The 24104-nt window shown below is 66.2% G+C and carries 24 protein-coding genes and 1 pseudogene; 8 read left to right on the plus strand and 17 right to left on the minus strand.

Annotated elements, in window-relative coordinates; translation table 11 throughout:
- Positions 1–12: 12 nt before the first annotated feature.
- Positions 13–417: a GFA family protein gene (locus tag JEY66_RS09905; RefSeq protein ID WP_016845186.1), complete on the minus strand. Its 405-nt coding sequence runs from the start codon at positions 415–417 to the stop codon at positions 13–15.
- 50 nt (positions 418–467) lie between these two features.
- Positions 468–1046, minus strand: coding sequence for a TetR/AcrR family transcriptional regulator (locus JEY66_RS09910; protein WP_018273440.1), 579 nt, complete (start codon positions 1044–1046; stop codon positions 468–470).
- Between the two features lie 80 nt (positions 1047–1126).
- Here JEY66_RS09910 and JEY66_RS09915 point away from each other — a divergent pair, with 80 nt between their 5' ends.
- Positions 1127–1441 (plus strand): hypothetical protein, encoded by a 315-nt coding sequence (locus JEY66_RS09915; protein ID WP_016845184.1) that lies wholly within the window; start codon positions 1127–1129, stop codon positions 1439–1441.
- A gap of 27 nt (positions 1442–1468) precedes the next feature.
- Here JEY66_RS09915 and JEY66_RS09920 read toward each other — a convergent pair whose 3' ends face one another.
- Positions 1469–2599 (minus strand): hypothetical protein, encoded by a 1131-nt coding sequence (locus JEY66_RS09920; protein WP_018273439.1) that lies wholly within the window; start codon positions 2597–2599, stop codon positions 1469–1471.
- A 352-nt stretch (positions 2600–2951) separates the two neighbouring features.
- On the opposite strand from JEY66_RS09920, the gene JEY66_RS09925 reads away from it, so the two are divergent.
- The 3 genes from JEY66_RS09925 (at position 2952) to JEY66_RS09935 (ending at position 7304) form a co-directional block, all read left to right on the plus strand.
- On the plus strand, positions 2952–3998 hold the full coding sequence (locus JEY66_RS09925) for an aldo/keto reductase (protein WP_016845181.1): 1047 nt from the start codon (positions 2952–2954) through the stop codon (positions 3996–3998).
- Positions 3995–4849: an amidohydrolase family protein gene (locus tag JEY66_RS09930; protein WP_016845180.1), complete on the plus strand. Its 855-nt coding sequence runs from the start codon at positions 3995–3997 to the stop codon at positions 4847–4849. Before JEY66_RS09925 ends, JEY66_RS09930 begins: the two co-directional genes overlap by 4 nt.
- A 115-nt stretch (positions 4850–4964) precedes the next feature.
- A complete protein-coding gene (locus JEY66_RS09935) occupies positions 4965–7304 on the plus strand; it encodes a Tex family protein (protein WP_018273438.1) in 2340 nt (779 codons plus the stop codon).
- A gap of 128 nt (positions 7305–7432) precedes the next feature.
- Here JEY66_RS09935 and JEY66_RS09940 read toward each other — a convergent pair whose 3' ends face one another.
- Positions 7433–8257 (minus strand): IS5 family transposase, encoded by an 825-nt coding sequence (locus JEY66_RS09940; protein WP_026191947.1) that lies wholly within the window; start codon positions 8255–8257, stop codon positions 7433–7435.
- Between the two features lie 200 nt (positions 8258–8457).
- Complete coding sequence (locus JEY66_RS09945; RefSeq protein WP_026193289.1) at positions 8458–9921, minus strand: catalase; 1464 nt, start codon at positions 9919–9921, stop codon at positions 8458–8460.
- 192 nt (positions 9922–10113) lie between these two features.
- On the opposite strand from JEY66_RS09945, the gene JEY66_RS09950 reads away from it, so the two are divergent.
- The 4 genes and pseudogenes from JEY66_RS09950 to JEY66_RS09965 form a co-directional block, all read left to right on the plus strand.
- Positions 10114–10359 carry a hypothetical protein gene (locus tag JEY66_RS09950; protein WP_157183482.1) on the plus strand — a complete coding sequence of 82 codons (246 nt, stop codon included), beginning with the start codon at positions 10114–10116 and terminating at the stop codon, positions 10357–10359.
- Entirely contained in the window at positions 10356–10868 is a 513-nt protein-coding gene (locus JEY66_RS09955; RefSeq protein ID WP_026193288.1) for a hypothetical protein, read from the plus strand. Before JEY66_RS09950 ends, JEY66_RS09955 begins: the two co-directional genes overlap by 4 nt.
- 150 nt (positions 10869–11018) lie before the next feature.
- Positions 11019–11711, plus strand: coding sequence for a response regulator transcription factor (locus JEY66_RS09960; RefSeq protein ID WP_016842578.1), 693 nt, complete (start codon positions 11019–11021; stop codon positions 11709–11711).
- Between the two features lie 424 nt (positions 11712–12135).
- Positions 12136–13071, plus strand: a pseudogene (locus JEY66_RS09965) (sensor histidine kinase); the annotation flags it as partial.
- 179 nt (positions 13072–13250) lie between these two features.
- Here JEY66_RS09965 and JEY66_RS09970 read toward each other — a convergent pair.
- Genes JEY66_RS09970 through JEY66_RS10025 form a run of 12 tightly spaced genes read right to left on the minus strand, consistent with a single transcriptional unit; the run spans position 13251 to position 24096 of the window.
- Entirely contained in the window at positions 13251–13877 is a 627-nt protein-coding gene (locus JEY66_RS09970) for an FMN-dependent NADH-azoreductase (protein ID WP_016842576.1), read from the minus strand.
- A gap of 9 nt (positions 13878–13886) precedes the next feature.
- Positions 13887–15458, minus strand: a complete 1572-nt coding sequence (locus JEY66_RS09975) for an isochorismatase family protein (protein WP_018273437.1) — start codon at positions 15456–15458, stop codon at positions 13887–13889.
- Between the two features lie 12 nt (positions 15459–15470).
- Positions 15471–16319, minus strand: a complete 849-nt coding sequence (locus JEY66_RS09980; protein WP_026193286.1) for an MBL fold metallo-hydrolase — start codon at positions 16317–16319, stop codon at positions 15471–15473.
- 51 nt (positions 16320–16370) lie between these two features.
- Positions 16371–17261: an amidohydrolase family protein gene (locus JEY66_RS09985; protein ID WP_016842572.1), complete on the minus strand. Its 891-nt coding sequence runs from the start codon at positions 17259–17261 to the stop codon at positions 16371–16373.
- Positions 17258–18376, minus strand: coding sequence for a vWA domain-containing protein (locus JEY66_RS09990; protein WP_018273436.1), 1119 nt, complete (start codon positions 18374–18376; stop codon positions 17258–17260). The genes JEY66_RS09985 and JEY66_RS09990 overlap by 4 nt, the downstream gene beginning before the upstream one ends.
- Complete coding sequence (locus JEY66_RS09995) at positions 18373–19254, minus strand: AAA family ATPase (protein WP_016842571.1); 882 nt, start codon at positions 19252–19254, stop codon at positions 18373–18375. The genes JEY66_RS09990 and JEY66_RS09995 overlap by 4 nt, the downstream gene beginning before the upstream one ends.
- Before the next feature lie 9 nt (positions 19255–19263).
- Complete coding sequence (locus JEY66_RS10000; protein ID WP_018273435.1) at positions 19264–20286, minus strand: xanthine dehydrogenase family protein molybdopterin-binding subunit; 1023 nt, start codon at positions 20284–20286, stop codon at positions 19264–19266.
- Between the two features lie 2 nt (positions 20287–20288).
- Positions 20289–21881 (minus strand): xanthine dehydrogenase family protein molybdopterin-binding subunit, encoded by a 1593-nt coding sequence (locus JEY66_RS10005; protein WP_018273434.1) that lies wholly within the window; start codon positions 21879–21881, stop codon positions 20289–20291.
- Between the two features lie 12 nt (positions 21882–21893).
- The gene (locus tag JEY66_RS10010) at positions 21894–22373 is read right to left on the minus strand and encodes a (2Fe-2S)-binding protein (protein WP_018273433.1); all 480 of its coding nucleotides are present in this window, start codon (positions 22371–22373) and stop codon (positions 21894–21896) included.
- A 6-nt stretch (positions 22374–22379) separates the two neighbouring features.
- Complete coding sequence (locus JEY66_RS10015) at positions 22380–23198, minus strand: FAD binding domain-containing protein (protein WP_018273432.1); 819 nt, start codon at positions 23196–23198, stop codon at positions 22380–22382.
- A 13-nt stretch (positions 23199–23211) separates the two neighbouring features.
- Positions 23212–23655 carry an SRPBCC family protein gene (locus tag JEY66_RS10020; RefSeq protein ID WP_016847815.1) on the minus strand — a complete coding sequence of 148 codons (444 nt, stop codon included), beginning with the start codon at positions 23653–23655 and terminating at the stop codon, positions 23212–23214.
- Between the two features lie 3 nt (positions 23656–23658).
- A complete protein-coding gene (locus JEY66_RS10025; RefSeq protein WP_016847814.1) occupies positions 23659–24096 on the minus strand; it encodes an SRPBCC family protein in 438 nt (145 codons plus the stop codon).
- Between the last annotated feature and the right edge of the window lie 8 nt (positions 24097–24104).

Here is a 24104-nt window from a genome sequence, read left to right on the forward strand (position 1 = left end):
CGGCGCATCCGGTCACACGTTCCGGGCAAAGCGCGCAGCGCCGGGGATCGGCGTGAGCCATGCGGCGGCGCGATCGGTATAGATCTCGGCTTGCGGCTGCAGTCCCTCCATGCTGTCGAGCGTGCCGGCTTTCACCACGACCTTGCCGGGCATCAATGCGGTTTTCGCAAGCAAAGGGGACCCGCAGCGCCCGCAGAAATGACGATGGACCGGATGGCCGCTGTCGCCCTTGTCGACGAACACCACCGTCTCGCCCGACTGCTGGTAGTCGGCTTCGCGGATCACGAGGTTGAACGAAAACAGGCTGCCGCTTTGCCGCTGGCAATGTGTGCAATGACAAACTGCGATGCTCCGCGGTTCGCTCTTGAGCGTGTAACGCACCGCGCCGCACAGGCAGCCGCCGTTCCGTTCCTGCATGCTGGTTTCTCCCATACGATGACGCCGTCGCCGGGAACGGGGACGCCGCCTCAGGCGTCGCCAATCACGGCATCGATGAATGTGGTGGCCGATTCCCTCAACTGCTTGCGGCTGTATCCGGCGCGTTCCATCACGGCGAGCCCGCGCGTGAACGTCACGATGACGCGCGCCAGCCGATTTGCATCGGCCGGGCTGCGCCTGTTCGGGGCCGCGCTGATGGCCTTGCCGACCAGCTGCTCGAGGCGGGTGAGCACGTCCTGCACGCGCTGACGCACATCCGCGCTCGAAATGGCGGCGTCCAGCGCGGTGCGCGTCGTCAGGCAGCCCCGCTGCGGCGTGCCGTCCGTCATGTTGACGATGATCATCTCAAAGAAGCTCCTCAGCCTCGCCGAGGTGTCGCCATGCGCGAGCGCGCTGCCGGCCGCGTCCAGGAATTGCGCGGCATACTGATCGAAGGCGCGCAGGAAGATCGCTTCCTTGTCGCCATAGGCGTTGTAGAGGCTGCCGCGCTGGACGCCGGTCGCGGCCGCGAGGTCCTGCATGGTCGCATCGTGCAGGCCCTTGCGCCAGAACACGTCGAGCGCGGTTGCGATCATCTCGTCCTCGTCGAACTGACGCACGCCCACCATTCGATCTACTCCATCGGATCATTCTTGACACAATCGTCAATATTGACAATCATGTCAAGAATGAACCCGAGGAGATCCGGATGATTACCGCCGTCACGACGTTCAAGCTGCCGAAGCCGATCACGCGCGAGGAAGCCCGCAGCATCTTCCTGAGCACCGCGCCGATCTATCGCGGCATTGAGGGGCTGTTCCGAAAAACCTATGTGCTGTCCGAGGACGGGCTGACGGCCGGCGGCATCTATTTCTGGAGCTCGAGGGTGGAGGCGGAAGCGCTGTACACCGATGCGTGGCGCGCCCGCGCCCGGGAGAAATATGGCGCCGATCCGATCGTGACCTATTTCGAGAGTCCCGTGGTGGTCGACAACCTTGCCCAGCAGATTGTCGCCGACGATTAGCAACGATGCAGTGGTGGCGGATGCGCATTACAGCGCATTGAGCGCCTTGCGCGACGGAGCGAGCGGCAGCCATTCCGGAATCTGCCGCCTGGCGAGCCAGTACGGCCGCCAGATCGCGCGCCAGGTCGGCCGGTCGAGAGGCGCGGTGCCCCACCTGCGTTGCTCGATCTCCATCCGCAACAGGTCGTGGCTATGCAGCCATTGGCGCGCTGCCCACCAGACCTCGCGCGGCATCTCGGCGTTCCGGATACCGGTGAGCTCGGCGATACCAGGCAAAGGACCCTCAAAACGCGCCGCAACTCTCAGAGTGGCGACCCGTTGCCCGCTCCGCCTGACGCTCCACAGCCGCGAGCGATTGTGGGCGAGGTTGGGACCGTAGGTGCGCAGGCAATTCTGCATCGCTTCCGCCTCCTCCGAGATATCCGTGGTCGAGTTCAGCGGGATGAAGTCGTAACCGTCAGCGCGGCCCGGCTGCAGCCACATATCCGCGATCTTCTCCGAGCCGAGGCTGACATGCAGCGCGATCATCGTGCTCCACGCATCGGCGGCCGCGAGCGCCGAGCCGATCCGCATGCTCGGCGTCCACCTCCGGTCGATCAGCGCATGTCCCAGCGTCGCCGGCTGCGTGGAGAACCACGCCCACAGGCCGACGAGCCGCAATCGCGCGGGATCGGTGCGCGGCGGCGCCCGGACCAGCTCGCGCGCGATCCAGACCGCCGCCGGTCCATGTGCGAGCTCGGCAACCGCCGCGACGGATTTCAGCCAGATCGGCGCGAGCTTCGGTGACGGCGGCAGGTGGTTCGCGATCTGCCGGCGAAACAGCTCGTCATCGGGCAGTCCCGTGATCGGAGCGGTGAACGCTTCCGGCGGCAACCTTCGCAGCCACAGCGGAATGCCCGCCGCGGCCGCGGCGTCCGAGAGCGAGCGGCCGTCGATGACGCATGCGCGTGCGCGCGCTGAAGCGATCCCGGCTCGCGGGACCGCCAGCGCGAACAGCAGCGCAGGAAAGCTCGCGGCAAGGTCCGCAAGACGCGTGTGCCGCATGGCCAGCGCGCGGACCTTCCCCTGAACGTGCGGATGATACCTCCGCAGCTGACGTTCGAGCAGCACGGAGCGTGTGGCCTCCCGACGAGAGACCACCAGAAGCGTCGAGGTCATGACAAAAGTTCCGCAAGCGCGGAGCCGAAGGCGCGCGGCAGATTCGATTGCGTGTGGGTGTTGCGATTTCACCCGGGATCCGATCCCGGGACGCGCGTCAAGTATCGCGCGGCGAACCCGGGAAGCGCACAGACCTGAACATCGTCGCCTCCTGCGTTGAAGTTACGGAGCGCTCCCATAGCCTATTTCCCGCCGCCAGGCAACGTGAAGCTGGGCATTGCATTTTAGCGATGTGGTGCGCGCGCGATGAGAGACCTCACTGCGGCATCGGCCGCCCAAGGTCTCTTCACGATCCCGGTCAACGACGCTAGTCTGATCAGGGGCTAACAAGAAACGTAGGCGGGAGGCGACAATGACCCAACAACAACCCTCCGATCGAGGCTCCCCGGCACTGCCACGCCGCAGGCTCGGCTGCACCGGGCTCGATGTCTCCATTGTCGGCTTCGGCACCGCGCCGCTCGGCGACCTGTTCGCACGGCTCGACGACACTGCTGCGATCGCAGCAGTGGAGCGGGCGTTTGCGCTGGGCGTCAACCTGCTGGATTCTTCGCCGCTCTACGGCCATGGCCTCGCCGAACACCGCAGCGGCACCGCGCTGCGCCGCGTGGCGCGCGACGACGTCGTCGTCTGCACCAAGGTCGGGCGCTGGATGGACCCGTTCCATGGCCGCGGCGACGGCTCCAATTTCGCCGGCGGCGCGCCGCATCGCGCGGTGTTCGACTATTCCTATGACGGCACCATGCGCTCGGTGGAGCAGTCGCTGCTGCGGCTCGGCACCGATCGCATCGACCTGCTTCTGATCCACGACGTCGACGTCTGGACCCACGGAGCTGACGCGATCGAGGCGCGGTTTCGCGAGGCGATGGAGGGCGCCTATGTCGCGCTCGACAAGTTGCGTTCCGAGCGCGTGGTCAGGGGCATCGGGATCGGCGTCAACGAGGCCGAGATGTGCGTGCGCTTCACCAAGGCCGGAACGTTCGACACCATGCTGCTTGCCGGCCGCTACTCGCTGCTCGAGCAACCCGCGCTCGCCGAATTCCTGCCGCTGGCGCAAGCCCAGGGCATCGGCATGATGCTCGGTGGCGTCTTCAACTCCGGCATCCTGGCGACCGGTGCGATTGCCGGCGCCAAGTACAATTACAAGGACGCGCCGCCCGACGTGATGCGGAAGGTGGCGGCGATCGATCGCGTCTGCCGCGCCCACAACGTGGCGCTGCCGACCGCCGCGCTGCACTTCGCGCTCGGCCATCCGGCGGTGGCAAGCCTCGTGCTCGGCGCGCAGACGCCGCAGGAGGTCGAGCGCAACGTCGCCGCGTTGTCGTCGCCCGTGCCTGCCGCGCTGTGGCGCGACCTGAAGGCAGAGGGGCTGCTCGACCAGCACGCGCCGGTGCCGGCATGATTCGGATCGACGCCCATCACCATGTCTGGACCCTGGCGCGCGCCGATTACGGTTGGCTGACGCCCGAACGCGGGCCGATCTACCGCGACTTCGGCCTGGCCGATCTGGCGCCGCATCTCGCCGCGGCCGGGATCGAAGGCACCATCCTGGTGCAGGCCGCACCGACCGAAGCGGAGACCGCATTTCTGCTTGATATCGCAAAAGGCGCCGAGCAGGTGCGCGGCGTGGTCGGCTGGATCGACTTCGATGCCGCCGACGCCGCGGCGCGGATCGATGCGATCGCCGGGCGCGAACTCCTGGTCGGTCTGCGGCCGATGGTGCAGGACATCGCCGATGACGACTGGCTGCTGCGCCCCGAACTGGCGGCGCCGCTCGAGGCCATGGCGCGGCATGACCTCGTCTTCGACGCGCTGGTGCTGCCGCGCCATCTGCAGCGGCTCATTCAGGTGGTCGATCGCCATCCGGACCTGCAATTCGTGCTCGACCATTTCGGCAAGCCGCACCTTGCGACCGGCGACATCGCGACCTGGAAGGACGACATCGCAAGCCTCGCCACACGATCCAACGTCGTCTGCAAACTCTCGGGCCTTGCGACCGAGGCGGCGCCGAACTGGCAGGTTGCCGATCTCAGCGAGGCCGTGGATCATGCACTGGCATGTTTCGGGCCGCAGCGGATGCTGTGGGGCAGCGACTGGCCCGTCGTCAATCTCGCCGGCGGCTATGGGCACTGGTTCGCGGCGGCGGAGACCTTGCTGGCTGATTTGTCAAGTGACGCGAGGGCTGCGATTTTCGGCGGCAATGCGGCGCGCATCTATTTGTCAAGCTGCGGACGGCCAACATCCCGGAAATAGATTGCGAGTCGCGCCCAATTTGATCCACAGCGCGCCTTGATGAATCAATCCGGGATGGTTCATAAGCGGCGTCCGCGCCATCGGTGATCCGGCGGCGCAATGGAATTTTAGAGAGATGAGCGTGGCAAAGATTCATCATCAGATTGCGCAGGAGCTGGGGGTTCGCGACGAACAGGTCGAGGCGGCGGTGACGCTGCTCGATGGCGGCGCCACGGTGCCGTTCATCGCGCGATACCGCAAGGAGCTCACCGGCGCGCTTGATGACGCCCAGCTGCGCACGCTGGAAGAACGGCTGACGTATTTGCGCGAGCTCGAGGAGCGCCGCACCGCGGTGCTCAATTCGATCCGCGAGCAGGGCAAGCTCGACGCCGCGCTCGAGGCCCAGATCATGGCCGCCGACAGCAAGGGCCGGCTCGAGGACATCTATCTGCCGTACAAGCCGAAGCGTCGCACCAAGGCCGAGATCGCAAAGGAGGCCGGCCTCGAGCCGCTCGCCGATCAGCTTCTGACGCAGCCCGAAAACGATCCGAACGAGGCCGCGACGCCCTTCGTCAATGCCGAGAAGCAGGTCGCCGACGTCGCCGCGGCGCTTGACGGCGCGCGCGCGATCCTGGTCGAGCGCTTCGCCGAGGATGCCGACCTGATCGGCGCGCTGCGCGAGGAGATGTGGTCGAACGGCATCATGGCCTCGACCGTCCGCACCGGCAAGAAGACCGAAGGCGAGAAGTTCAAGGACTATTTCGATTTCTCCGAGCCGCTGCCGAAGCTGCCGTCGCATCGCATCCTGGCGCTGTTCCGCGGCGAGAAGGAAGAGATCCTGGACCTCGCGATCAAGCCGGAGGCGCAGGAGCCGGTCGTAGGCCAGCCCGGTCTCTACGAGCTCAAGATCATGAACCGCTTTGCGATCTCCAACCAGGGCCGCAAGGGCGACAAGTGGCTGACCGAGACGGTGCGCTGGGCCTGGCGCACCAAGATCCAGATCCATCTCAATATCGATTTGCGGCTGCGGCTGTGGACCGCGGCCGAGACCGAGGCGGTGCGCGTGTTCGCCTCGAATCTGCGCGACCTCTTGCTCGCGGCGCCGGCCGGCGCGCGCGCCACCATGGGGCTCGATCCCGGCTATCGCACCGGCGTCAAGGTCGCGGTGATCGATGCGACCGGCAAGGTGGTGGCGCACACGGCGATCTTCCCGCACGAGCCGCAGCGGCGCTGGGATGAGGCGCTCGCCGTTCTCGGCAAGCTCGCGATCGAGCATGGCGTCGAGCTGATCGCGATCGGCAACGGCACCGCCTCGCGCGAGACCGACAAGCTCGCCGCCGAGCTCGTGAAGCGGCTGCCCGAGCGCAAGATGACCAAGATCGTGGTCTCTGAAGCCGGCGCATCGGTCTACTCGGCCTCGGCCTTCGCCTCGAACGAACTGCCCGACCTCGACGTCACCATTCGCGGCGCGGTCTCGATCGCCCGGCGCCTGCAGGATCCCCTGGCTGAGCTGGTCAAGATCGATCCGAAGGCGATCGGCGTCGGCCAGTACCAGCACGATCTCGGCGAGTCCAAGCTCGCCCGCTCGCTCGATGCCGTGGTGGAAGACTGCGTGAACGCGGTCGGCGTCGATGCCAATACCGCATCGGTGCCGCTGCTCGCGCGAGTGTCGGGCATCGGCCAGGGACTGGCGCAGAGCATCGTGCAGCACCGCGATGCCAACGGCCCGTTCAAGTCGCGCAAGGCGTTGAAGGAGGTGCCGCGGCTCGGGCCGAAGGCGTTCGAGCAGTGCGCCGGCTTCCTGCGCATCAGCAATGGCGAGGACCCGCTCGATTCGTCCGGCGTGCATCCGGAAGCCTATCCGGTGGTGCGCCGCATCCTCGAGGCGACCAAGAGCGACATCAAGGCGCTGATCGGCAATGCCGACGTGGTGCGGGGTCTCAAGCCGCAATCCTTCGTCGACGATACGTTCGGATTGCCGACCGTCACCGACATTCTGCGCGAGCTGGAAAAGCCCGGCCGCGACCCGCGTCCGGCGTTCAAGGCGGCGGTGTTCAAGGAAGGCGTCGAAGAGGTCAAGGACCTCAAGAAGGGCATGATCCTCGAGGGCACCGTGACCAACGTCGCCGCCTTCGGTGCCTTTGTCGATATCGGCGTGCACCAGGATGGGCTGGTGCACATCTCGGCGATGTCGCGGAATTTCATCAAGGACCCGCGCGAGGTGGTGAAACCGGGCGATATCGTCAAGGTCAAGGTGCTGGACGTCGAGGTCGCGCGCAAGCGCATCGCGCTGACGCTGCGGCTTGACGACGAGATCGGGCCGAAGAAGGACAATGCGGCGCCGTCGCGCGATTTCTCGCGCGGCAAGATGACGTCGTCAGCTCCGCGCCGTCCGCAGGAGCAGTCCGGCGGCAGCGCGCTCGCCGACGCACTGCGCCGCGCGGCCGAGAAGAGCGGACGCGGCAAGCCGACCTGAGCCGCGGAGGAGGGCGGCAAGCCGAGTTCGCCGCCCTGTTCGAAATCGGCCACCTGACGCTTCTGGCTGAGTTGCCTAAGCTGTCCCCGTCATCCTGAGAGTCTGACTCAAAACAAGTCATTGAGATCTCATGCTCTGGCCAATCGGCGGGAGAGCAGGCGGATGCTTGCAATGAGAACCCAAGCCTCCGCGCTGGCGATGGTTGCCTCGAAGTCTTTGGCAAGTCGTCGATTGCGGCCGAACCAGGCAAAGGTACGCTCGACGACCCAACGTCGAGGCTCGGCCTTGAACGTTCCAACGCTCTGCGAGCGGGTGACGATTTCAATCGTCCATTGGCCCAAATCAGCGATGGCATCGAGCAGCTTAGGGCCACGGTAGACGCGATCGGCGAAGATGTGGCGCAGGTTGGGGAACAGGCGGCCGATGAGCCGCAACAGCGGGACTGCACCGTGATTGTCTTGAAGGTTGGCGGGATGCACCTGCACAGCCAGCAAGGAGCCCTCGGTGTCGGTGACGATATGACGCTTGCGTCCCTTGACCCGCTTGGCCATGTCAAACCCGCTTGGACCGCCATTTTCCGCGGTCTTCACGCTCTGGCTGTCGATGATCCCAGCCGTTGGAGTGGGGTTGCGTCCTTGCCGTTCGCGCATGCGTCGGACCAGGGCATCATTGACCCTGCGCCACAATCCAGAACCGCGCCATTTGTAAAAATAGTACTGAACCGTCGAGCATGGTGGGAAGTCCTTTGGCAGCGCGCGCCATTGGCAGCCGCTGGCTCCAATGTAGAGAATTGCATTCATGATCACGCGCAGGCTGATCTCGCGCGGACGGCCGCGCCGGCATTGCGCAGGCATCAACGGCTCGATCAGTTCCCACTCCGCATCCGTCATGTCGCTTGCATAACGAAGTCCGTCGCGTCGATATTGTTGTCGGGTGATTTCGGTCCAACACATGTTGTGCTCCCTCGAGTCTTCGCAAACACGAAGGAATCACAACGGGCTGAAATCACTCAACTTTCTTTTTAAAGCAGGCTCTTGAGGTGCGAGCTCTTGCGAGCCTCGAAGGATGCACGGCCCCATCTCTGGCCGATTCATCCTTCGAGGCCCGCTCCGCGGGCACCTCAGGATGACGGGGCCGAAGGGGGCCGTCCTGGCTACAGCATTCCGGCGGCGAACCTCGCCAGCGCATCCGCGACGCCCTTGCCGTAGGCCGGGTCGGCCTTGCTGCAATTCGCAACATGCCGTTCCTGGATGTGCTTCGACGCCTGGCCGACTTGACGGGCGGTGTTGTCGAACAGGGCCTGCTTTTGGGTGGCATTCATCTTGCGGAACAGGTCGCCCGGCTGCTGCCAGTGGTCGTCATCCAGGCGATGATCCCAATGCGCGGCTGCGCCTGACAATTCGAGTGGCGGCTCGTTCAGGTGCGGCTGGTCGGTCCACTCGCCATGGCTGTTCGGCCAGTAGGTCAGCGTGGCGCCCAGATTGCCGTCGGTGCGCATCGCGCCGTCGCGATGATAGCTGTGGAACGGGCATTTCGGCGCGTTGACCGGGATCTGGTGGTGGTTGACGCCGAGCCGGTAGCGCTGGGCGTCGCCATAGGAGAACAGGCGGGCTTGCAGCATCTTGTCCGGCGAATAGCCGATGCCGGGCACGACATTCGCCGGCGTGAACGCCGCCTGCTCGACCTCGGCGAAGAAGTTCTCCGGATTGCGATTCAGCTCGAAATAGCCGACCTCGATCAGCGGATAATCCGCCTTCGGCCACACCTTGGTCAGATCGAACGGATTGAACGGGAATGCCTTGGCCTGTGCATCCGTCATCACCTGGATGAACAGCGTCCAGCGCGGGAAGTCGCCGCGCTCGATGCTGTTGAACAAATCGCGCTGGTGGCTCTCGCGGTCCTTGCCGACCAGCGCCTCGGCCTCGGCATCGGTCAGGTTCTGGACGCCCTGCCGGGTGCGGAAATGGAATTTCACCCAGACGCGCTCGTTCTCGGCATTGATCATGCTGTAGGTGTGGCTGCCGAAGCCGTGCTGGTGACGGAAGCTTTTCGGGATGCCGCGCTCGCTCATGACGATGGTGACCTGGTGCAGCGCTTCCGGCAGCAGCGTCCAGAAATCCCAGTTCATGTCGGGGTCGCGCACCCCCGTGCGCGGATGCCGCTTGATGGCGTGGTTGAGGTCGATGAAGCGCAAGGGGTCGCGGAAGAAGAACACCGGGGTGTTGTTGCCGACCACGTCCCAATTGCCTTCATCGGTGTAGAATTTCAGCGCGAAGCCGCGGATGTCGCGCTCGGCGTCCGCCGCGCCGCGCTCGCCGGCGACCGTCGAGAACCGCGCGAACATCGGCGTCTGCTTGCCGATCTCAGAGAAGATGCTGGCCTTGGTGTAACGCGTGACGTCGCGGGTGACGGTGAAGGTGCCGTGCGCGCCGGCGCCCTTGGCGTGCATCCGCCGCTCCGGAATCACCTCGCGGTGAAAGTGCGCCAGCTTCTCGATCAGCCAGACATCCTGCAGCAGTGCGGGCCCGCGCGGCCCTGCCGTCAGGATGTTCACATTGTCGGCAACGGGGGTGCCGGAGGCGTGGGTCAGAAAAGGTCTTTTGGTCTCGTCGTTCATCGAAAGCTCCTTGCTGAAGGTCAGCACTTTGCCGTCCTGGCGCCCGTAGGGAGGCCAGGTGAAGGGCGATTGCGTCGCGGATTGGATGACGGCCGGCGAGGAGGGGAGAGCCCGGTGATCGACAAATTGTGAAGCGGGTTTGCGATCCCTCGACGTCGTCGTTGTTCTCCGATAGCTGCAGGATTAAGAACCGTGGCCGATCGATTCAACGAGCGCTATCCGCCGATTCCAGCCAAATGTCCGTCGATCCCGGCCAACGCAATCGTGGCCGCCGATCCAGGCATTTGCCGCTCGGCATGCCGGCACGCCAATTCTAAATCCGGTGTCAGAAACTGGCGCATTTGTCAGTTGAAGTCGCGCATCGGCTTGCGTCTTCTGATCATGCTCGCGTGCGGCGATACGAGTTTGCCGCGGTCCCAATCAGGGAGGGTTTCATGAAGAACAGGCTTCTCACGTGTCTCACGGCAGCGACGCTCGCTGTCAGCGTTGCGCTTGCACCCGCTGCCCTCGCCAGAGGCGGCGGTGGTGGTGGCGGACATGGCGGCGGTGGCTTCGGTGGCGGCCACGGTGGTGCCATGGGTGCCATGGGTGGCGGCATGCATGGTGGTGGCTTTGGAGGCGGCATGCATGGCGGTGGTTTCGGCGGCGGGATGCGTGGTGGCGGCGCGGCGTTCGCCGCCATGGGCGGCGGCGGCCATTTCGCTGGCGGGCGCTTTGGTGGTCCACGCTTCGTCGGTGCACCGGCAATCGGCCCGCGGTTTGCCGGCGCCGGATTCCGCGGTTCGCGCTTCTTCAAGCATGGCGGCTTCTTCCGCCATCACCGCTTCCATCGCTTCGCGTTCATCGGCGCGCCCTATGTCTATGCCGGCTATGACTACGGCTGCTACCGCAGGGTATGGACGGCTTACGGTCTGCAATGGGTCAATGTGTGCGGGGACTATTGGTGATCGCCCAACCAACCGCACCGTTGTCGCGGTCGTCGCCAGACGTTCCATCCTGCCCCGGAATGGGATAGTCTGGCGGCGATCGTCGCGGGGCGGCCGCTCGGAGAGTTTGAGAACTCGGAGAGTTCGACACAGCTCGGAGAGTTCAGGAATATGACCGGTGCTCACCGCCGCATTCTCGTCGTCGAGGACGATCCGGAAACCGCAGGTCAGCTCGTCGAGGAGCTCACCACCAGCGGTTATGATGTGGATCTGGCAGCCAACGGCCGCGAGGCGCTGAGCCAGGGTGCGGCGCGCGACTATGCCGTGATCACCATCGATCGCATGCTGCCCGATATCGACGGCATCACGGTGATGCGTCAGATGCGCGACGGCGGCATCGCAGTGCCGTTCCTGATCATCAGTGCGCTCGGCGAAATCGACGACCGGGTGCGGGGCTTGCGCGCCGGCGGCGACGACTATCTGGTCAAGCCGTTCTCCTTCGTCGAACTGCTGGCGCGGCTGGAGGCGCTCGGCCGCCGCAGCGAGACCGTTGCCAAGGAGACCATCCTGCGGGTCGGCGATCTCGCGATCGATCTGATTTCGCGCACGGCGAGCCGCCGCGGTCGCAAGATTCCGCTGCTGCCGAAGGAATTCCAGCTGCTCGAATACCTCGCGCGCAACGAAGGCCGCGTGGTGTCGCGCGCCATGTTGCTGCGGCATGTGTGGGACCTGCACTTCGATCCCTCGACCAACATCATCGACGTCTATGTCGGGCGTTTGCGCCGCAAGGTCGACGACCAGCAAGCCTACCCGCTGATCCACACGATCCGCGGCATCGGATACTGCCTCCGTGCTCCTGGCTAAGACCTTCAAGTCGTCGACGTTCCGCCTGGCGTTGATCGCCATCGGGGCCTTCGGCCTGATCGTCTCCGCGATCTTCGCCTATGTCTACTGGTCGACGTTGTCCTATGTGCGCGACAGGTCCGACCGCGCGATCATGACCGAGCAGGCGAGCCTGGCTGACGCCTATTCGCGGTCCGGGCGCGATGGCCTGACCGCGTTGATCGCGCAACGCGTCGCGGACAAGGGCTTTGCCGATCATGTGTATTTGTTGGTCGGTCCCGGATCGACCGTGCTGGCGGGAAATCTCAGGCAGTGGCCGGCGGGCGCCGCCGAGAAGGGATGGGCTGAATTTCGTGCCTCCCTGCCACAGCTTTCCTCGGGAACCTCCCTGCTGCGCGGCGCGACGGAAACGCTGTCAAACGGCGATCGGCTGCTGGTCGGCCGTGATATCAGCGATCTCGACGGCTTCATGGCGCAGATCAGGGCCGCCGGCATTGCCGTCGTCGTGCTGATCATCGGGCTTGCGGCTGCTGCCAGCATCGGCGTCACGCGGCGAACGGTCGGCCGGATCGAGTCGATCAACGCGACCAGTCGCGCCATCATGCTCTCCGGCCTCGACCAGCGCATCCCGCTTCGCGGCAGCCATGACGAATGGGACCGCGTCGCCGAGAATCTCAATCTGATGCTGGACCGGATCCAGACCCTGATGGGGGACGTCAAGCAGGTCAGCGAAAATATCGCCCACGACCTGCGCACGCCACTGACCCGGATGCGCGGCCGGCTCGAGAAAGCTTATCACGCCCCGCGGAGCGGGGAGGGCGATGCCGCGCTGATCGGCGACACCATCGCCGATCTCGACGCGGTGCTCGGGATGTTCGCGTCGATCACGCGGATTTCCGAGATCGAGACGCGAGCCCGCAAGGGTGCGTTCCGCACCGTCAATCTCGTCGAGATTGCGGGCGAGGTGGTCGAACTCTACGACGCCGCCGCCGAACAGGTGACCACGCGCCTCGATCTTGCCGGCGATCACGCGGTGCTGGTCACCGGCGACCGCGACCTGCTGTTCGACGCCATCGCCAATCTCGTCGACAACGCCATCAAGCACGGCCGCCCGGGCGGACGGGTGACGGTGACTTGCGACAACGACGAGCGAGGCGCGGTGATTTCGATCGCCGATGACGGCCCGGGCATTCCCGCCGACCAGCACGACCGCGTCTTCAAGCGCTTCTACCGGCTCGAGCAGAGCCGCTACACGCCCGGCAACGGCCTCGGCCTCAGCCTGGTTGCGGCCGTCGCGAGCCTGCACGGCGCGCGGATCGAGTTGCGCGACAACGCGCCGGGATTGTTGTGCAGGCTGGTGTTTCCCGCGGCGGAAACGTAGGCACGCGGCTCGGGCTCCCACTCGCCGCGCCGCACACTCGCCGTCGTCCTGGCGAAAGCCAGGACCTATTGCCCCGAATGACAATTGTTATGCCGCGCTGGGGCCACGATCCCGTTCACAATCAAATTCGGTGGTGTGGGTCCTGGCTTTTGCCAGGACGACGGCGTGGTGAGAGCGGCTCAAAACTTCGCTGCTATCTCCGCAAGCCGGCGATGCGCCGCCTCGCGGGCGGCGCGGATCGGCTCGGTGGGCCCGGTGGTCGGGCCGATCGGCACGAAGCGCACGTCGCTGATGCCGATGAAGCGCAGCGCTTCGCGCAGATAGGGTGTTGCCATGTCGATGCGGCCGCGGTTCATGCCGGTGACGAAGTCGCTGCCGCTTGCGAGGATCACGATCGTCGGGCGGTCCTTGAGCAGCGGCAGATAGCCCTGCGCCGGGTCGAAGCGGAAGGCCAGCCCGGGCTGGATGATGACGTCGAGCCACTGCTTGAGCTTGTAGGGAATGCCGAAGTTCCACATCGGCGTTGAGATCAGCACACGATCGGCCAGCGACAGCCGCAGCGCGAGGCGCTCGGCGATTGCGAAGGCGTCGTGCTGCGAATTGGTGAAGCTCTTGCCGCCGATCCGGGCGTATTTGGCCTCGAGCAGATAACCCTCGAATTCCGGCAGCGGCTCGCGCCAGAGGTTCATCCCGTCGATCTCCCAGTCCGGCCGCGCCTGACGGAAGCGATCGAGAAAGACACGCGCGCCGGCCGCCGATTCCGAATCGGCGCGCGGTGAGCAGTTAAGATGCAGCAGCTTCGACACCGCGCCTCCCTAGCCGAGCGCCTTGATCACGGTGTCGGCGTTGGTCACGACGGAGACGTTCTGGAGCGCGAAGTTGATCGCGGCGTTGTGCCAGTCGGCATTCATGGTCGAGCAGCAATCCTCCGGCACGATCATGAAATAGCCCTTGTCGGCGCCGGTGCGCGCTGTGTGCTCCACCGACATGTTGGTCCAGGCCCCGGTGTTGATGATCATGTCGCGGCCGGTCGCCTTCAGGATGGTCTCGAGCCGCGTGCCTTCCCAGGCGCTCATCCGCATCTTCTCGACCACGAAGTCGCCCAGGCGCGGCTCGAGTCCCGAAACCGGTGCCGCGCCCCAACTGCCGCGCACCATCGCCTTGCTGTCGACTAGCCCCTCGAACAGCGGCGCGTTCAAGGTGACGCCGGGCGCGCCTGGCTCGACGACGAACCAGACATGGATGATGGCGACGCCGCGCGCTCGCGCAGCCTCCGCCACGCGGCGGACATTGTCGACGACATGCTGCTGGCGGGCGTGCGCGGGCGCACCGGACTCGGCGAACGCGCCGCCGTCCATGATGACGTCGTTCTGCATGTCCTGGATGATCATCGCGCAGCGTTGCGGATCGAGCTGCATCTCGCCGGCGGTCAGGTTCGGCGCAGGCGTGGACGATGTGGCACTCGCGCCGCCGCGCTTGCCGCTCATATAGGGCTCATGGCGCGGACCGACCTTGGTCGGGATCGCATAGACCGAATGGGTGGCGGTCAGATAGAGCGTGCGGAAGTCGGCGCCGCCCCAGGCGAGGTTGGCGACGAGCTCCGGCAGGCGGACCTTGCCGAGCAGGTCGCCGCCGGGTGAATAGACCCAGACGCCGCCGGGCGCAGTGACCCAGACATTGCCGCGCTGGTCGCACTTCATGCCGTCGGGCAGGCCGGGCTCGAGCTCGGAGCGGATGCCGGAGGCGAACACGCGCGGATTGGCAAGCGAGCCGTCGGCGCTGACGTCGAAGGCGCGGATTAGCGCCTGCACGGTGTCGTTGACATAGAGGATGCGCTCGTCCGGCGAGAAGCACAGCCCGTTCGGTTGCTCGAACAGATAGCGGTCGACCAGCAGTTTCGGCGCGCCGCCGCCGGGCGGCACGCGGTAGACGCCCTGGAAGCCGAGCTGGCGCGGCCGTTCGACGCCATAGACCGGCATCCGGCCGTACCATGGATCGGAGAAATAGATCGCGCCGGAGGAATGCACGCAGACGTCGTTCGGACTGTTGAGCTCCTGGTTCTCGTAATGCGAGACCAGCACCTCGCGCCGCCCGTCGGGCCGCTCGCGGATCAGCGACGACGTTGCGTGCTCGCAGACGATCAGATTGAGGTCCGCGTCATAGGTCATGCCGTTGCATTTGTTCGACGGCCGCTTGACCTCGACGACGCCGCGCCGCGCATCCCAGCGCCGCCGTACGTCGCCGGGCATGTCGGAGAACAGCAGGAAGTGATCGAGCGGATGCCAGATCGGTCCCTCCGTGAAATCAAAGCCGGTCCCGACCTGGCCGACCGGCGCGTAGGGATCGATCAGGCCTTCGAACTCGCTGCGCAGCGTGACATGCGTCATCGCCTCGATCCTCTACGCCGGGAACCAATTGCGCTGCGGTAGGCTCTGCACGACAGGCCCGGGTACCTGGTCGTGCAGCCGGCCGACCACCATGCCGCCCTCGATCTTGGCCGGGCGATCATGCACCGGAAGCAGATAGCGTGAGCTCGAGAGCAGCTTCTTGATCGCGGCCTTCTCGGCGCGCTTGCTGGTGCCGTGGTTGCCCGTGGTGCGCGGCTCGGCGTCGTGGATCTCGTTAAAGGGATTCACGATCTGGTCGTTGAAATCATAGATCACGTCGCCGCAGATCGTGGCGATGCCGTCGGCGGTGTGGACGTGGATGTTCATCGAGCCTTCGGTGTGGGCGTTGGCGGCGTCGCAATAGACGCCCGGCATCAGCTCGACCGGGCCGGTGATTTCGAGGTCGAGAAAGCGCAGCGCGCTCTTGGTGTGCAGGCGGTCGATCAGATGCTTGATGTCCGGCGCCGGATACTGCGGGTGCATCAGGCCGGAGACGGAGTATTCCAGCTCCTTGCGGTTCAGCACGACCGTGGTGTTCATCGGGAACAGGTCGTCCTTGCCGGCATGATCGATGTGCAGATGGGTGTGGCAGACGAAACGGACGTCGCCCATCCGCACGCCGTGGCGGGCGAGTTGGTTCTCGATCATGTTCTCGTGGAACTGGAGCCCGCGCATGCCGAGCGTCTCCATGATCTGGTTGGAGCGATATCCGGTGTCGACCAGCACGGGGTAGGGGCCGCCGAGGATCAGGAAGCCGAGCGTCAGCACGCGGCGGGTGCGGCCGCAATTGTGCCCGAGCACGAGGAAGCTCGATTCCAGCTCGATATCGCCATAGTCCAGAATCTTGATCTCCAACGGCATCATTCTCCCTCCCGATTCGTGTTCGTTGTTATGTTCGTGCCCGCGGTGCGGCTATGGCTCCAGCCGATAGACCCGCGCCGCCGTCGTGCTGAAGATCGCCTCGCGCTGTTCGGGGCTGAGCCGTTCGGCTGCCGTCTTGAAAGCGGCGACGAGATCGCGATAGCTGGTCCACAGCTTCTCGATCGGAAAGTTCGAGCCGAACAGGCAGCGGTCGGCGCCGAAGATCGCGACGGTATCGGTCATCACGCCGGCGATATGCGCGGCATCGTTGCGATGGATGAAGGTGCCGAGCCCGGACAGCTTCGACACCACATTCGGACATCGCGCGAGCCGCGTCATCCCGGTGCGCCAGGCGGCGCGGCCCCGCGGCGACAGATCCTCCAGCATGCCGGCATGCTGCAGGATGAACGTCACGTCAGGGCAGGCCTCCGCAAGGCCGGCCGCATCGGCCATCTGCGGCGCGAACACCTGCAGGTCAAAACTCCAGCTGTAGTCGGCGAGATGGCCGACATTGCGCCGGATCACGGGATCGGTGCAGAGATCGGCACGGGCGGCGAAGCGGTACAACGGGTTTTCGTGCCAGTGCAGCTGCATGCGCACGCCGCGCACCAGCGGATAGCGCTTCAACCGATCGAGGTGCGGCCGGACGTCGGCGACCGAGAAATCGGCATAGGCGACGAGAGCGTGCGGCCAGCCGTGCGCGTCCGCGGTCTGCTGCACCCAGGCCGCCTCGTCCTCGAACTGGCCGTTCGGCCAGTTGGTCTGGACATAGACCGAGCGGGTGACGCCGGTGCCCTTGAGGTCGTCGAGATATTCCTCGATCGGATAGTCGCGCCGGATCGGCTCGTAGGGGCCGAAGATGCGCGGCTGCATCGGGCCGGACAGCCAGGCGAGATCGGCCTGCCGCCAGATGTGATGATGTCCGTCGACAATACCAGTCACGCAGCTCTCCTTGTTCCAAGCGACAGCAGATGCGCGACAACAGCCGCGCTGGATCCGCCGTCCACGAGATCGTCGACGAAGCGCTGGATCGCGATCAGCGCCTCGGTTTGCGGCGTGAAGCCGGGCGAGGTTGCGAGCGGCGTCAGCCAGCTGACGCGCCAGGCCCGCCGCGACAGCTTGGCGACCGCATCGCGCAGTGCCGCCGGGTCGCCGCGCTCGAGGCCATCGGAGACGATCACGACCGCGGCGCCGCGGGCATACCCGCCGAACCGCGGCACCGCGAGGAACGCCTGCAACGCGTCGCCGATCCTTGTGCCGCCATCCCAGTCGCTGACCAGGAAGGAGGCCGCGTTCAGCGCCTGCTCGCGCCGCTTCAGCCGCAGCGCCGGCGTGACGCGGGTCAGCCTTGTGCCGAAGGTGAAGACCTCGACATTGCCGGCCGCCTGCACCAGCACATGCGCGAGCTTCATGTTCTCCTCGGTGCGCGCCTTCATCGAGCCGGAGACGTCGATCAGGAACAGGATCTTGCGCGGACGCTGGCGGCGGCGCATCCGCCCGAGCCGCAGCACCTCGCCGTCATTGCGCACGCTGTCGCGTAGCGTGCGGCGCAGATCGGCGAACGGGCCACTCCGTGCGCGACGGCGCCGGTGGCCGCGCCGTCGCGGCAGCCGCCGTGCCGCCTCGCGCGACAGTTTTCGCAGCGGATCGCTGGTCGCCGCCTGTGCAAAGCGGCGCTCGACCAATGCCTCGGCGCGCGCCGCGGCGAGGCCGGACTCATTGGCCTCGTCGGCGAGCGGCGGCTCGTCCTCGCCGCGGCCTTCCTCCTGCAGGCGGACGGTCTCCTCGTCCTCGCCTTCGGCCTGTTCGATCGCCTCGGCGCCGCGAAAATGGATGTCGAACAGCCGGTCATACGTCGCACGGCGTTCCGGCGGTGGCGCCAGCGTCGCTAGCCCGGCCAGGCGGACGTGCTCGAGGCTGCGCGGCCCGAGCAACTCGATCGCCGCGAGGAAGCTCGTCGTCTGCTCCGGCGCGACCGCGAAGCCGTTGGCGCGCAGCAGAGCGACGAACGAGACAAATATCCGCGCGGCGCGCGGCAGCTGCAGGTCGTCGCTCACGCGGCCGCCTCCGCGATGATCGCATCGAGCCGGGGTGAGATGAAATGCAGGTCCTCCTCATCCTTCAGCGCGACGCCGATCGAACGCTTGAACGCGTCCGGCCAGCGCGCGCCGCCCTTGTTGAGCAAGGTCGCGGCCTCCGCCCAGTCGACCGCCTCGGCGATCCCGGGCGCCTTGCTCAGCGGCTCGCGGCGCAGCCGACCGACCGCGGCGACCACCGCGCGGGCGGTGGCCTCGGCGACACTGGACGCCCGCATCATCACGATCCGAGCCTCGCGCTCGGCATTCGGATAATCGATCCAGTGATAGACGCAGCGCCGCCGCAGCGCCTCGTGCAGATCGCGCGTCCGGTTCGAGGTCAGCACCACGACGGGATGTTCGGCAGCGCGCACCGTGCCGCGCTCGGGGATAGAGATCTGGAAGTCGGAGAGGAATTCGAGCAGGAAGGCCTCGAACTCCTGATCGGCGCGGTCGATTTCGTCGATCAGCAGCACGGTCGCGTCGGGCGCGCGCAGCGCGGCCAGCATCGGCCGTTCGATCAGGAAGGCATCGCCATAGATGTCGATGCTCTCTTCGCCGGCCTGCCGGATCGCCAGCATCTGGCGCGGGTAGTTCCATTCGTAGAGCGCAGCGGCGGCGTCGATGCCCTCATAGCATTGCAAGCGGATCAGCTTGCGGCCGAGCACGGCGGCGATCGCTTTCGCGGCCTCGGTCTTGCCGACACCCGGCGCGCCCTCGAGCAGCAGCGGCTTGCCGAGCGCCAGCGAGAGATAGGAGGCCGTCGCGATGCCGTCGTCGGCGAGGTAATAGGCCGCGCGCAGCGCCCTCTCGAGCGCTTCGGGGCTGTCGATGCCGACGATGTTGCTGCGGATCGGCATGGCGAGACCTCAGCGCCGCGGCTGCGGCCGCGCGCCGCCCTGCGCCTTGATCGCGCGCAGCACCTTCTCCGGCGTGATCGGCAGATCGTCGATCCGTACCCCGACCGCGTTGAAGATCGCGTTGGCGATCGCAGGCAGCACCGGATTGGCGCACATCTCGCCCGGTCCCTTGGCGCCGAACGGACCGTCGGGCGCCGGGCGTTCCAGCACCGCGATGTCGTGCGGGCAGATGTCGCCCGGACCCGGCATCAGATATTCGACGAAGTCGCGCGGACCGTGCACCGGCTCCGGATAATAGGGCTCCGGCGTCTCATAGAGCGCGTGGCTGACGCCCATCCAGGCGCCGCCGACCAGCTGCTGCTCGACCAGCCGCGGATTGAGCGCGCGGCCGAGCTCATAGGCGGAGTCCATCCGGACCATGTCGACCTCGCCGGTCTCGTCGTCGACCTCGACCTCGGCGACGAGGCAGGCATGCGCGTAGCATGTCGCCGGCGACATCTCGCCGGTCTCGGGATCGACGTCGGACAGCGGCACCAGGAAGATGCCGCGGCCGGAGATCGTCTTGCCCTGCTTGAACTGCGCGGCGATCGCGACGTCCTTGGTCGAGATCGAGCGATGCGGCGCGCCCTTGACGTGGATGTTGCCGCGGCCGTCGGTCTCGAGGTCGGCGGCATTCACCTCCAGCTCCTCGGCGGCCGCCTCCATCATCACCCCGCGCGCCTCGCGCGCCGCCGCCATCACGGCGTTGCCGACGCGATGTGTGCCGCGCGAGGCGAACGAGCCCATGCAGTGCGGGCCGGTGTCGGAATCCGCGGTGTCGACATAGACGTCCTCGACCGGCACGCCGAGCGTCTCGGCGCAGATCTGCCGCGTCACCGACTTCATGCCCTGGCCGAGATCAATCGACGACAGCGCCACGGTGAACTTGCCGCTGGGGTTGGAATGCACCAGCGCCTGGCTCGGATCGCCGCCAAGATTCATGCCGATGGGATAATTGACCGACGCGATGCCGCGCCCACGATGCCGGGTCATGGTCAGCGCCTCCTGGTGCCGAAGACGGAAGAGAAGCGGGTGGCGCCATGCGACGGCGCGGCCGGCCGCGGCGGCGGAGAGGACGGTGGCGGCGAAGAGGGCGGCGGTGGCGGCGGCTCGCGGGTCGCGGCCGGCGCGCGGTCATAGGTCGTGCGTTGCTGGGACGGTGCGGCCGGTCGCGCATGCGGCTCGCGCGGGGTCGGCGTCACGGCGGCGCGGGCGCCGCCGCCATCCTTGCGCGACGACATCCGCTTGAAGTCCTCGCGGAGCGGCCACTTGGCTTTCTCCGCGGCGACCTGCACGCATTCGATCAGCGCCGTGTTCTTGGCCTCGCGGCGGTGCGCTTTCATGTCGCCGTCGCGATACGCATTGAGGATCCGGAACTCCATCGGGTCCATGCCGACGAGATGGGCGAGCTTGTCCATCTGGCATTCGATGGCGAAATCCATCGCCGTGACGCCGAAGCCGCGCATTGCGGTCGCGGGCGTGCGGTTGGTGAAGACGCAATAAACGTCGCCATGGACGTTCGGGATCGTGTAGGGACCGGGCAGATGGGCGGCGCATTTCACCGCCGCATAGCTCGACAGCCGCGTATAGGCGCCGCTGTCGAAATAGGCGCGCACCTTGCGGGCAACGATGCGGCCGTCGCGCATCACGCCGTCCTTGATGTAGATGCGCTCGGCGCCGCGCGGCGGGCCGTACTGCATTTCCTCCTCGCGCCCGAACAAATAGCGCACCGGGCGACCGGTCAGCATCGCGCCGAGGATGCAGAGCGGCTCGGTCAGGGTATCGACCTTGCCGCCGAACCCGCCACCGACGGTGCCGCCGATGAAGTGGAAGGTGTTGGACGGCACGTCGAGGATCTTCGCGCAGGTGTCAACCGAGAAGAACAGCGCCTGCGTCGAGGTGTAGACGATGTAGCGGCCGTTGGTATCGGGCGCTGCGATCGAGCCATTGGTCTCGGTCGGCGCGTGCTCGATCGGCGACATCTGGTAGCGCTGTTCCAGCACATGGTCGGCCGTCGCAAGCGCGCGGTCGGCATCGCCGAAGCGCAGCTGCTGGTGGTCATAGGTCTCGTGATAGGTGAAGGTGTTCTTCGGATAGACCTCGTTGACCACGGGCGCACCCGGCTTCAGCGCCTCCTCGACATCGAACACCGCCGGCAGCGGCTCATAGTCGATCTTGACCTTGGCAATCGCCTCAAAGGCCTCGCGCGGGCTGTCGGCGACGATCGCGACGATCGGCTCGCCCTTGTAGCGCACCTTGTCGACCGCGAGCGACGGCTCGTCGTCCTTGCCGAAATTGATCAGGCTGAGCAGCGTGTTCAGGTTGCGCGGCACGTCGGAGGCACGGATCACGCGCCGGACCCCCGGCGACCGCTCGGCCTCGGAGGTGTCGATGCGGCGGAGTCTTGCATGGGGATGCGCGCTGCGCACCACCTTCAAATGCAGCATGCCCTGCAGCTTGTGGTCGTCGAAATAGGGTGAGGTGCCGGTGACATGGCCGAGCATGTCCTGGCGCTGCGTGCCTTTGCCGATCTCCTTCAGATTGTCGTCGCGCTCGTCGGCGAAGATGTCCTTGCGCAGTTCCAGCATGGCACTGTTTCCTTACGCGCGCGCCCGGCCGCCGGAAGCGGCAGCCAGCACGGCGTTGATGATCGGCTCATAGCCGGTGCAGCGGCAGATATTGCCGGAGATCGCCTCGACGACCTCGGCGCGGCTCGGCTGCGGATTGCGGTCGAGCAGCGCTTTCGCGGCCATCAGCATGCCCGGCGTGCAGTAGCCGCACTGCGCGGCAAAATTGTCGGCGAACGCGCGCTGCAGCGGGTGCAGATTGGGACCATCCTTGATGCCGTCGAGCGTCTCGACCGAACGACCGGCAACCGTCTCGGCGAGCGTCAGGCAGGAGAGGTGCAATTCGCCGTCGATCAGCACGCTGCAGGTACCGCAGCCGCCCTGGCCGCAGCCGAACTTGGGCGTCATGTCGCCGATCAGCTCGCGCAGCGCGACCAGAAGGTTGGTGCCGCCGTCAACGAAGATCGCGACGTCACGGCCGTTATGCTGGAATTGAAGGGCAGTCTTGGCCATCACGATTTATTCCTGATCGGACAACAGGCGGTGGAGATGCACGCCGACGATCTCGCGGCGATACCAGGCGCTGGCGAGCGCATTGTCGCCGGGCGACGTTCCTTCGACCGCTGCCGCAGCGGCCGCGCTGATGGTGGAGGCGTCGAGCGCGCGGCCTTCCAGCGCGCGCTCGGCGGCGCGGGCGCGGACCGGCGTCGGCGCCATCGAGCCCAGCGCGACGCGGGCGCCGACGATGCGGCTGCCGTTGACCGGCAGGTGCGCTGCGAGCGTGACCACCGCGCCGCCCTTGGGCTTGATCCGCGCGATCTTGCGGTAGCGGAAGGCCTCAGTGCTGCCGGGCCTGGCAAAGGAGATCGCCAGCACCAGCGATCCGGCCTGCCGGTCGCGCGATTGCAGGAACTCCTCGATCGGGATATCGCGCCCACCGAGGCCGCCCTGCACCGACACCGTGGCGTCAAGCGCGAGCATCGCGACCGTGAAGTCGCCATACGGCACCGGCGCGAACAGATTGCCGCCGACGGTACCCATGTTGCGCACCGCCGGTCCGCCGATCGAGCGAGCAGGCGCGTGCAGGAAGGCGAGGTCGCGGTCGGCCAGGACGCGCGCGAAGGTGACGCCGGCACCCAGCGTGATGCGCGAGCCCGTGGCATCGATCCGTGTCATCGCATGGTCGCTGGCGCGGACGACGGTCGAGATCGAGATGTCGCCCTCGTTCAGCGCTCGCATCACCAGCGTGCCGCCGCCGAGATAGCGGGCGCTGCGATCCGAGGACAGCGCCGCCGCGGCGTCGTGGGTGTTGGTGAAGGTCTTCACCGTGATTGGCATGATGTCCTTCCGCTTACGCGGCCTCCTTCAGATGCCGGCGGATGGCATCGAAGCCGGCCTGGTAGATGTCTTCCGAAACCATCTGCGTGATGCGCTTGCTATCTTCGGTCCGCGTCGTGAAGCGCGACTCCCAATGCCAGAAGGTGCGGTCGCCGTCGGTGACCGGCAGCAGGTGGACATGCGCCACGTAGTTGAACATCGGGATCGGCGTATCGAGCAGGCAGTAGCTGAACGATTGCTCAAGATCGGACAGCGCCAGCAATTGCTCGCGCAGCTCGGCGCCGTCCTTCAGCTTGAAGCGCCTGACGCAGCCGATCTTGTCGGACGGCTGTGCGCGCTCGATGCCGCTGGTTGCGACCGCAGGATGCCATCGGTCATGACCGTTGAAATCGCGCAGCACGGCCCACACCGCATCGGTCGGTGCATCCAGAATCGTGCTTTTGACGATATGCGGCACGGCCTATCCCCCGAACGCCCGCTTCAGCGCGTCGAAGCCGCCCTGGAACACGCCGCCGCCGATATTGTTGACGAGCTCCGCCTCGCGTTCCGGCGCGCAGTCGAATTCGGCGGTCCATTCCAGGAAGGTCTGGTCGCCGTCGGTGACCGGCGTGAGCCGCAACGTCGCGACATAGTTCTCGACACCCATCGGCGATTCCAGGATCGAATAGGTGCAGAACATGTCGTAGTCGGACAGCCCGAGCAGCTTCTCGCGGATGCGATCGCCGTTGCGCAGCCGGAAATCCCTGACGCAGCCGATCTTGTCGGAGGGCTCGCCGCCCTCGATCCGGCTTTCCGCGATCGCGGGATGCCAGTTCGGCAGCCCGTTGAAATCGCGGACGCGGGCCCAGACCCGGTCGTTGCGGGCGTTGACGACGGTGGAGACGTAAACCCGTGCCATGGCGTCAG

Origin of the sequence: Bradyrhizobium elkanii USDA 76, from assembly GCF_023278185.1 — a bacterium.
In the GTDB taxonomy this organism is placed as follows: domain Bacteria; phylum Pseudomonadota; class Alphaproteobacteria; order Rhizobiales; family Xanthobacteraceae; genus Bradyrhizobium; species Bradyrhizobium elkanii.

Coding starts and splice junctions, on each gene's coding strand:
- JEY66_RS09920 (WP_018273439.1), bottom strand. CDS start 2,599: ATGACCTCGACGCTTCTGGTGGTCTCTCGTCGGGAGGCCACACGCTCC.
- JEY66_RS09960 (WP_016842578.1), top strand. CDS start 11,019: ATGACCGGTGCTCACCGCCGCATTCTCGTCGTCGAGGACGATCCGGAA.
- JEY66_RS09980 (WP_026193286.1), bottom strand. CDS start 16,319: ATGCCGTTGGAGATCAAGATTCTGGACTATGGCGATATCGAGCTGGAA.
- JEY66_RS09930 (WP_016845180.1), top strand. CDS start 3,995: ATGATTCGGATCGACGCCCATCACCATGTCTGGACCCTGGCGCGCGCC.
- JEY66_RS09975 (WP_018273437.1), bottom strand. CDS start 15,458: ATGACGCATGTCACGCTGCGCAGCGAGTTCGAAGGCCTGATCGATCCC.
- JEY66_RS09910 (WP_018273440.1), bottom strand. CDS start 1,046: ATGGTGGGCGTGCGTCAGTTCGACGAGGACGAGATGATCGCAACCGCG.
- JEY66_RS10025 (WP_016847814.1), bottom strand. CDS start 24,096: ATGGCACGGGTTTACGTCTCCACCGTCGTCAACGCCCGCAACGACCGG.
- JEY66_RS10005 (WP_018273434.1), bottom strand. CDS start 21,881: ATGCTGGAACTGCGCAAGGACATCTTCGCCGACGAGCGCGACGACAAT.
- JEY66_RS09935 (WP_018273438.1), top strand. CDS start 4,965: ATGAGCGTGGCAAAGATTCATCATCAGATTGCGCAGGAGCTGGGGGTT.
- JEY66_RS10015 (WP_018273432.1), bottom strand. CDS start 23,198: ATGCCAATCACGGTGAAGACCTTCACCAACACCCACGACGCCGCGGCG.
- JEY66_RS10010 (WP_018273433.1), bottom strand. CDS start 22,373: ATGGCCAAGACTGCCCTTCAATTCCAGCATAACGGCCGTGACGTCGCG.
- JEY66_RS10000 (WP_018273435.1), bottom strand. CDS start 20,286: ATGACCCGGCATCGTGGGCGCGGCATCGCGTCGGTCAATTATCCCATC.
- JEY66_RS09925 (WP_016845181.1), top strand. CDS start 2,952: ATGACCCAACAACAACCCTCCGATCGAGGCTCCCCGGCACTGCCACGC.
- JEY66_RS09940 (WP_026191947.1), bottom strand. CDS start 8,257: ATGTGTTGGACCGAAATCACCCGACAACAATATCGACGCGACGGACTT.
- JEY66_RS09955 (WP_026193288.1), top strand. CDS start 10,356: ATGAAGAACAGGCTTCTCACGTGTCTCACGGCAGCGACGCTCGCTGTC.
- JEY66_RS09995 (WP_016842571.1), bottom strand. CDS start 19,254: ATGCCGATCCGCAGCAACATCGTCGGCATCGACAGCCCCGAAGCGCTC.
- JEY66_RS09905 (WP_016845186.1), bottom strand. CDS start 417: ATGCAGGAACGGAACGGCGGCTGCCTGTGCGGCGCGGTGCGTTACACG.
- JEY66_RS09915 (WP_016845184.1), top strand. CDS start 1,127: ATGATTACCGCCGTCACGACGTTCAAGCTGCCGAAGCCGATCACGCGC.
- JEY66_RS09945 (WP_026193289.1), bottom strand. CDS start 9,921: ATGAACGACGAGACCAAAAGACCTTTTCTGACCCACGCCTCCGGCACC.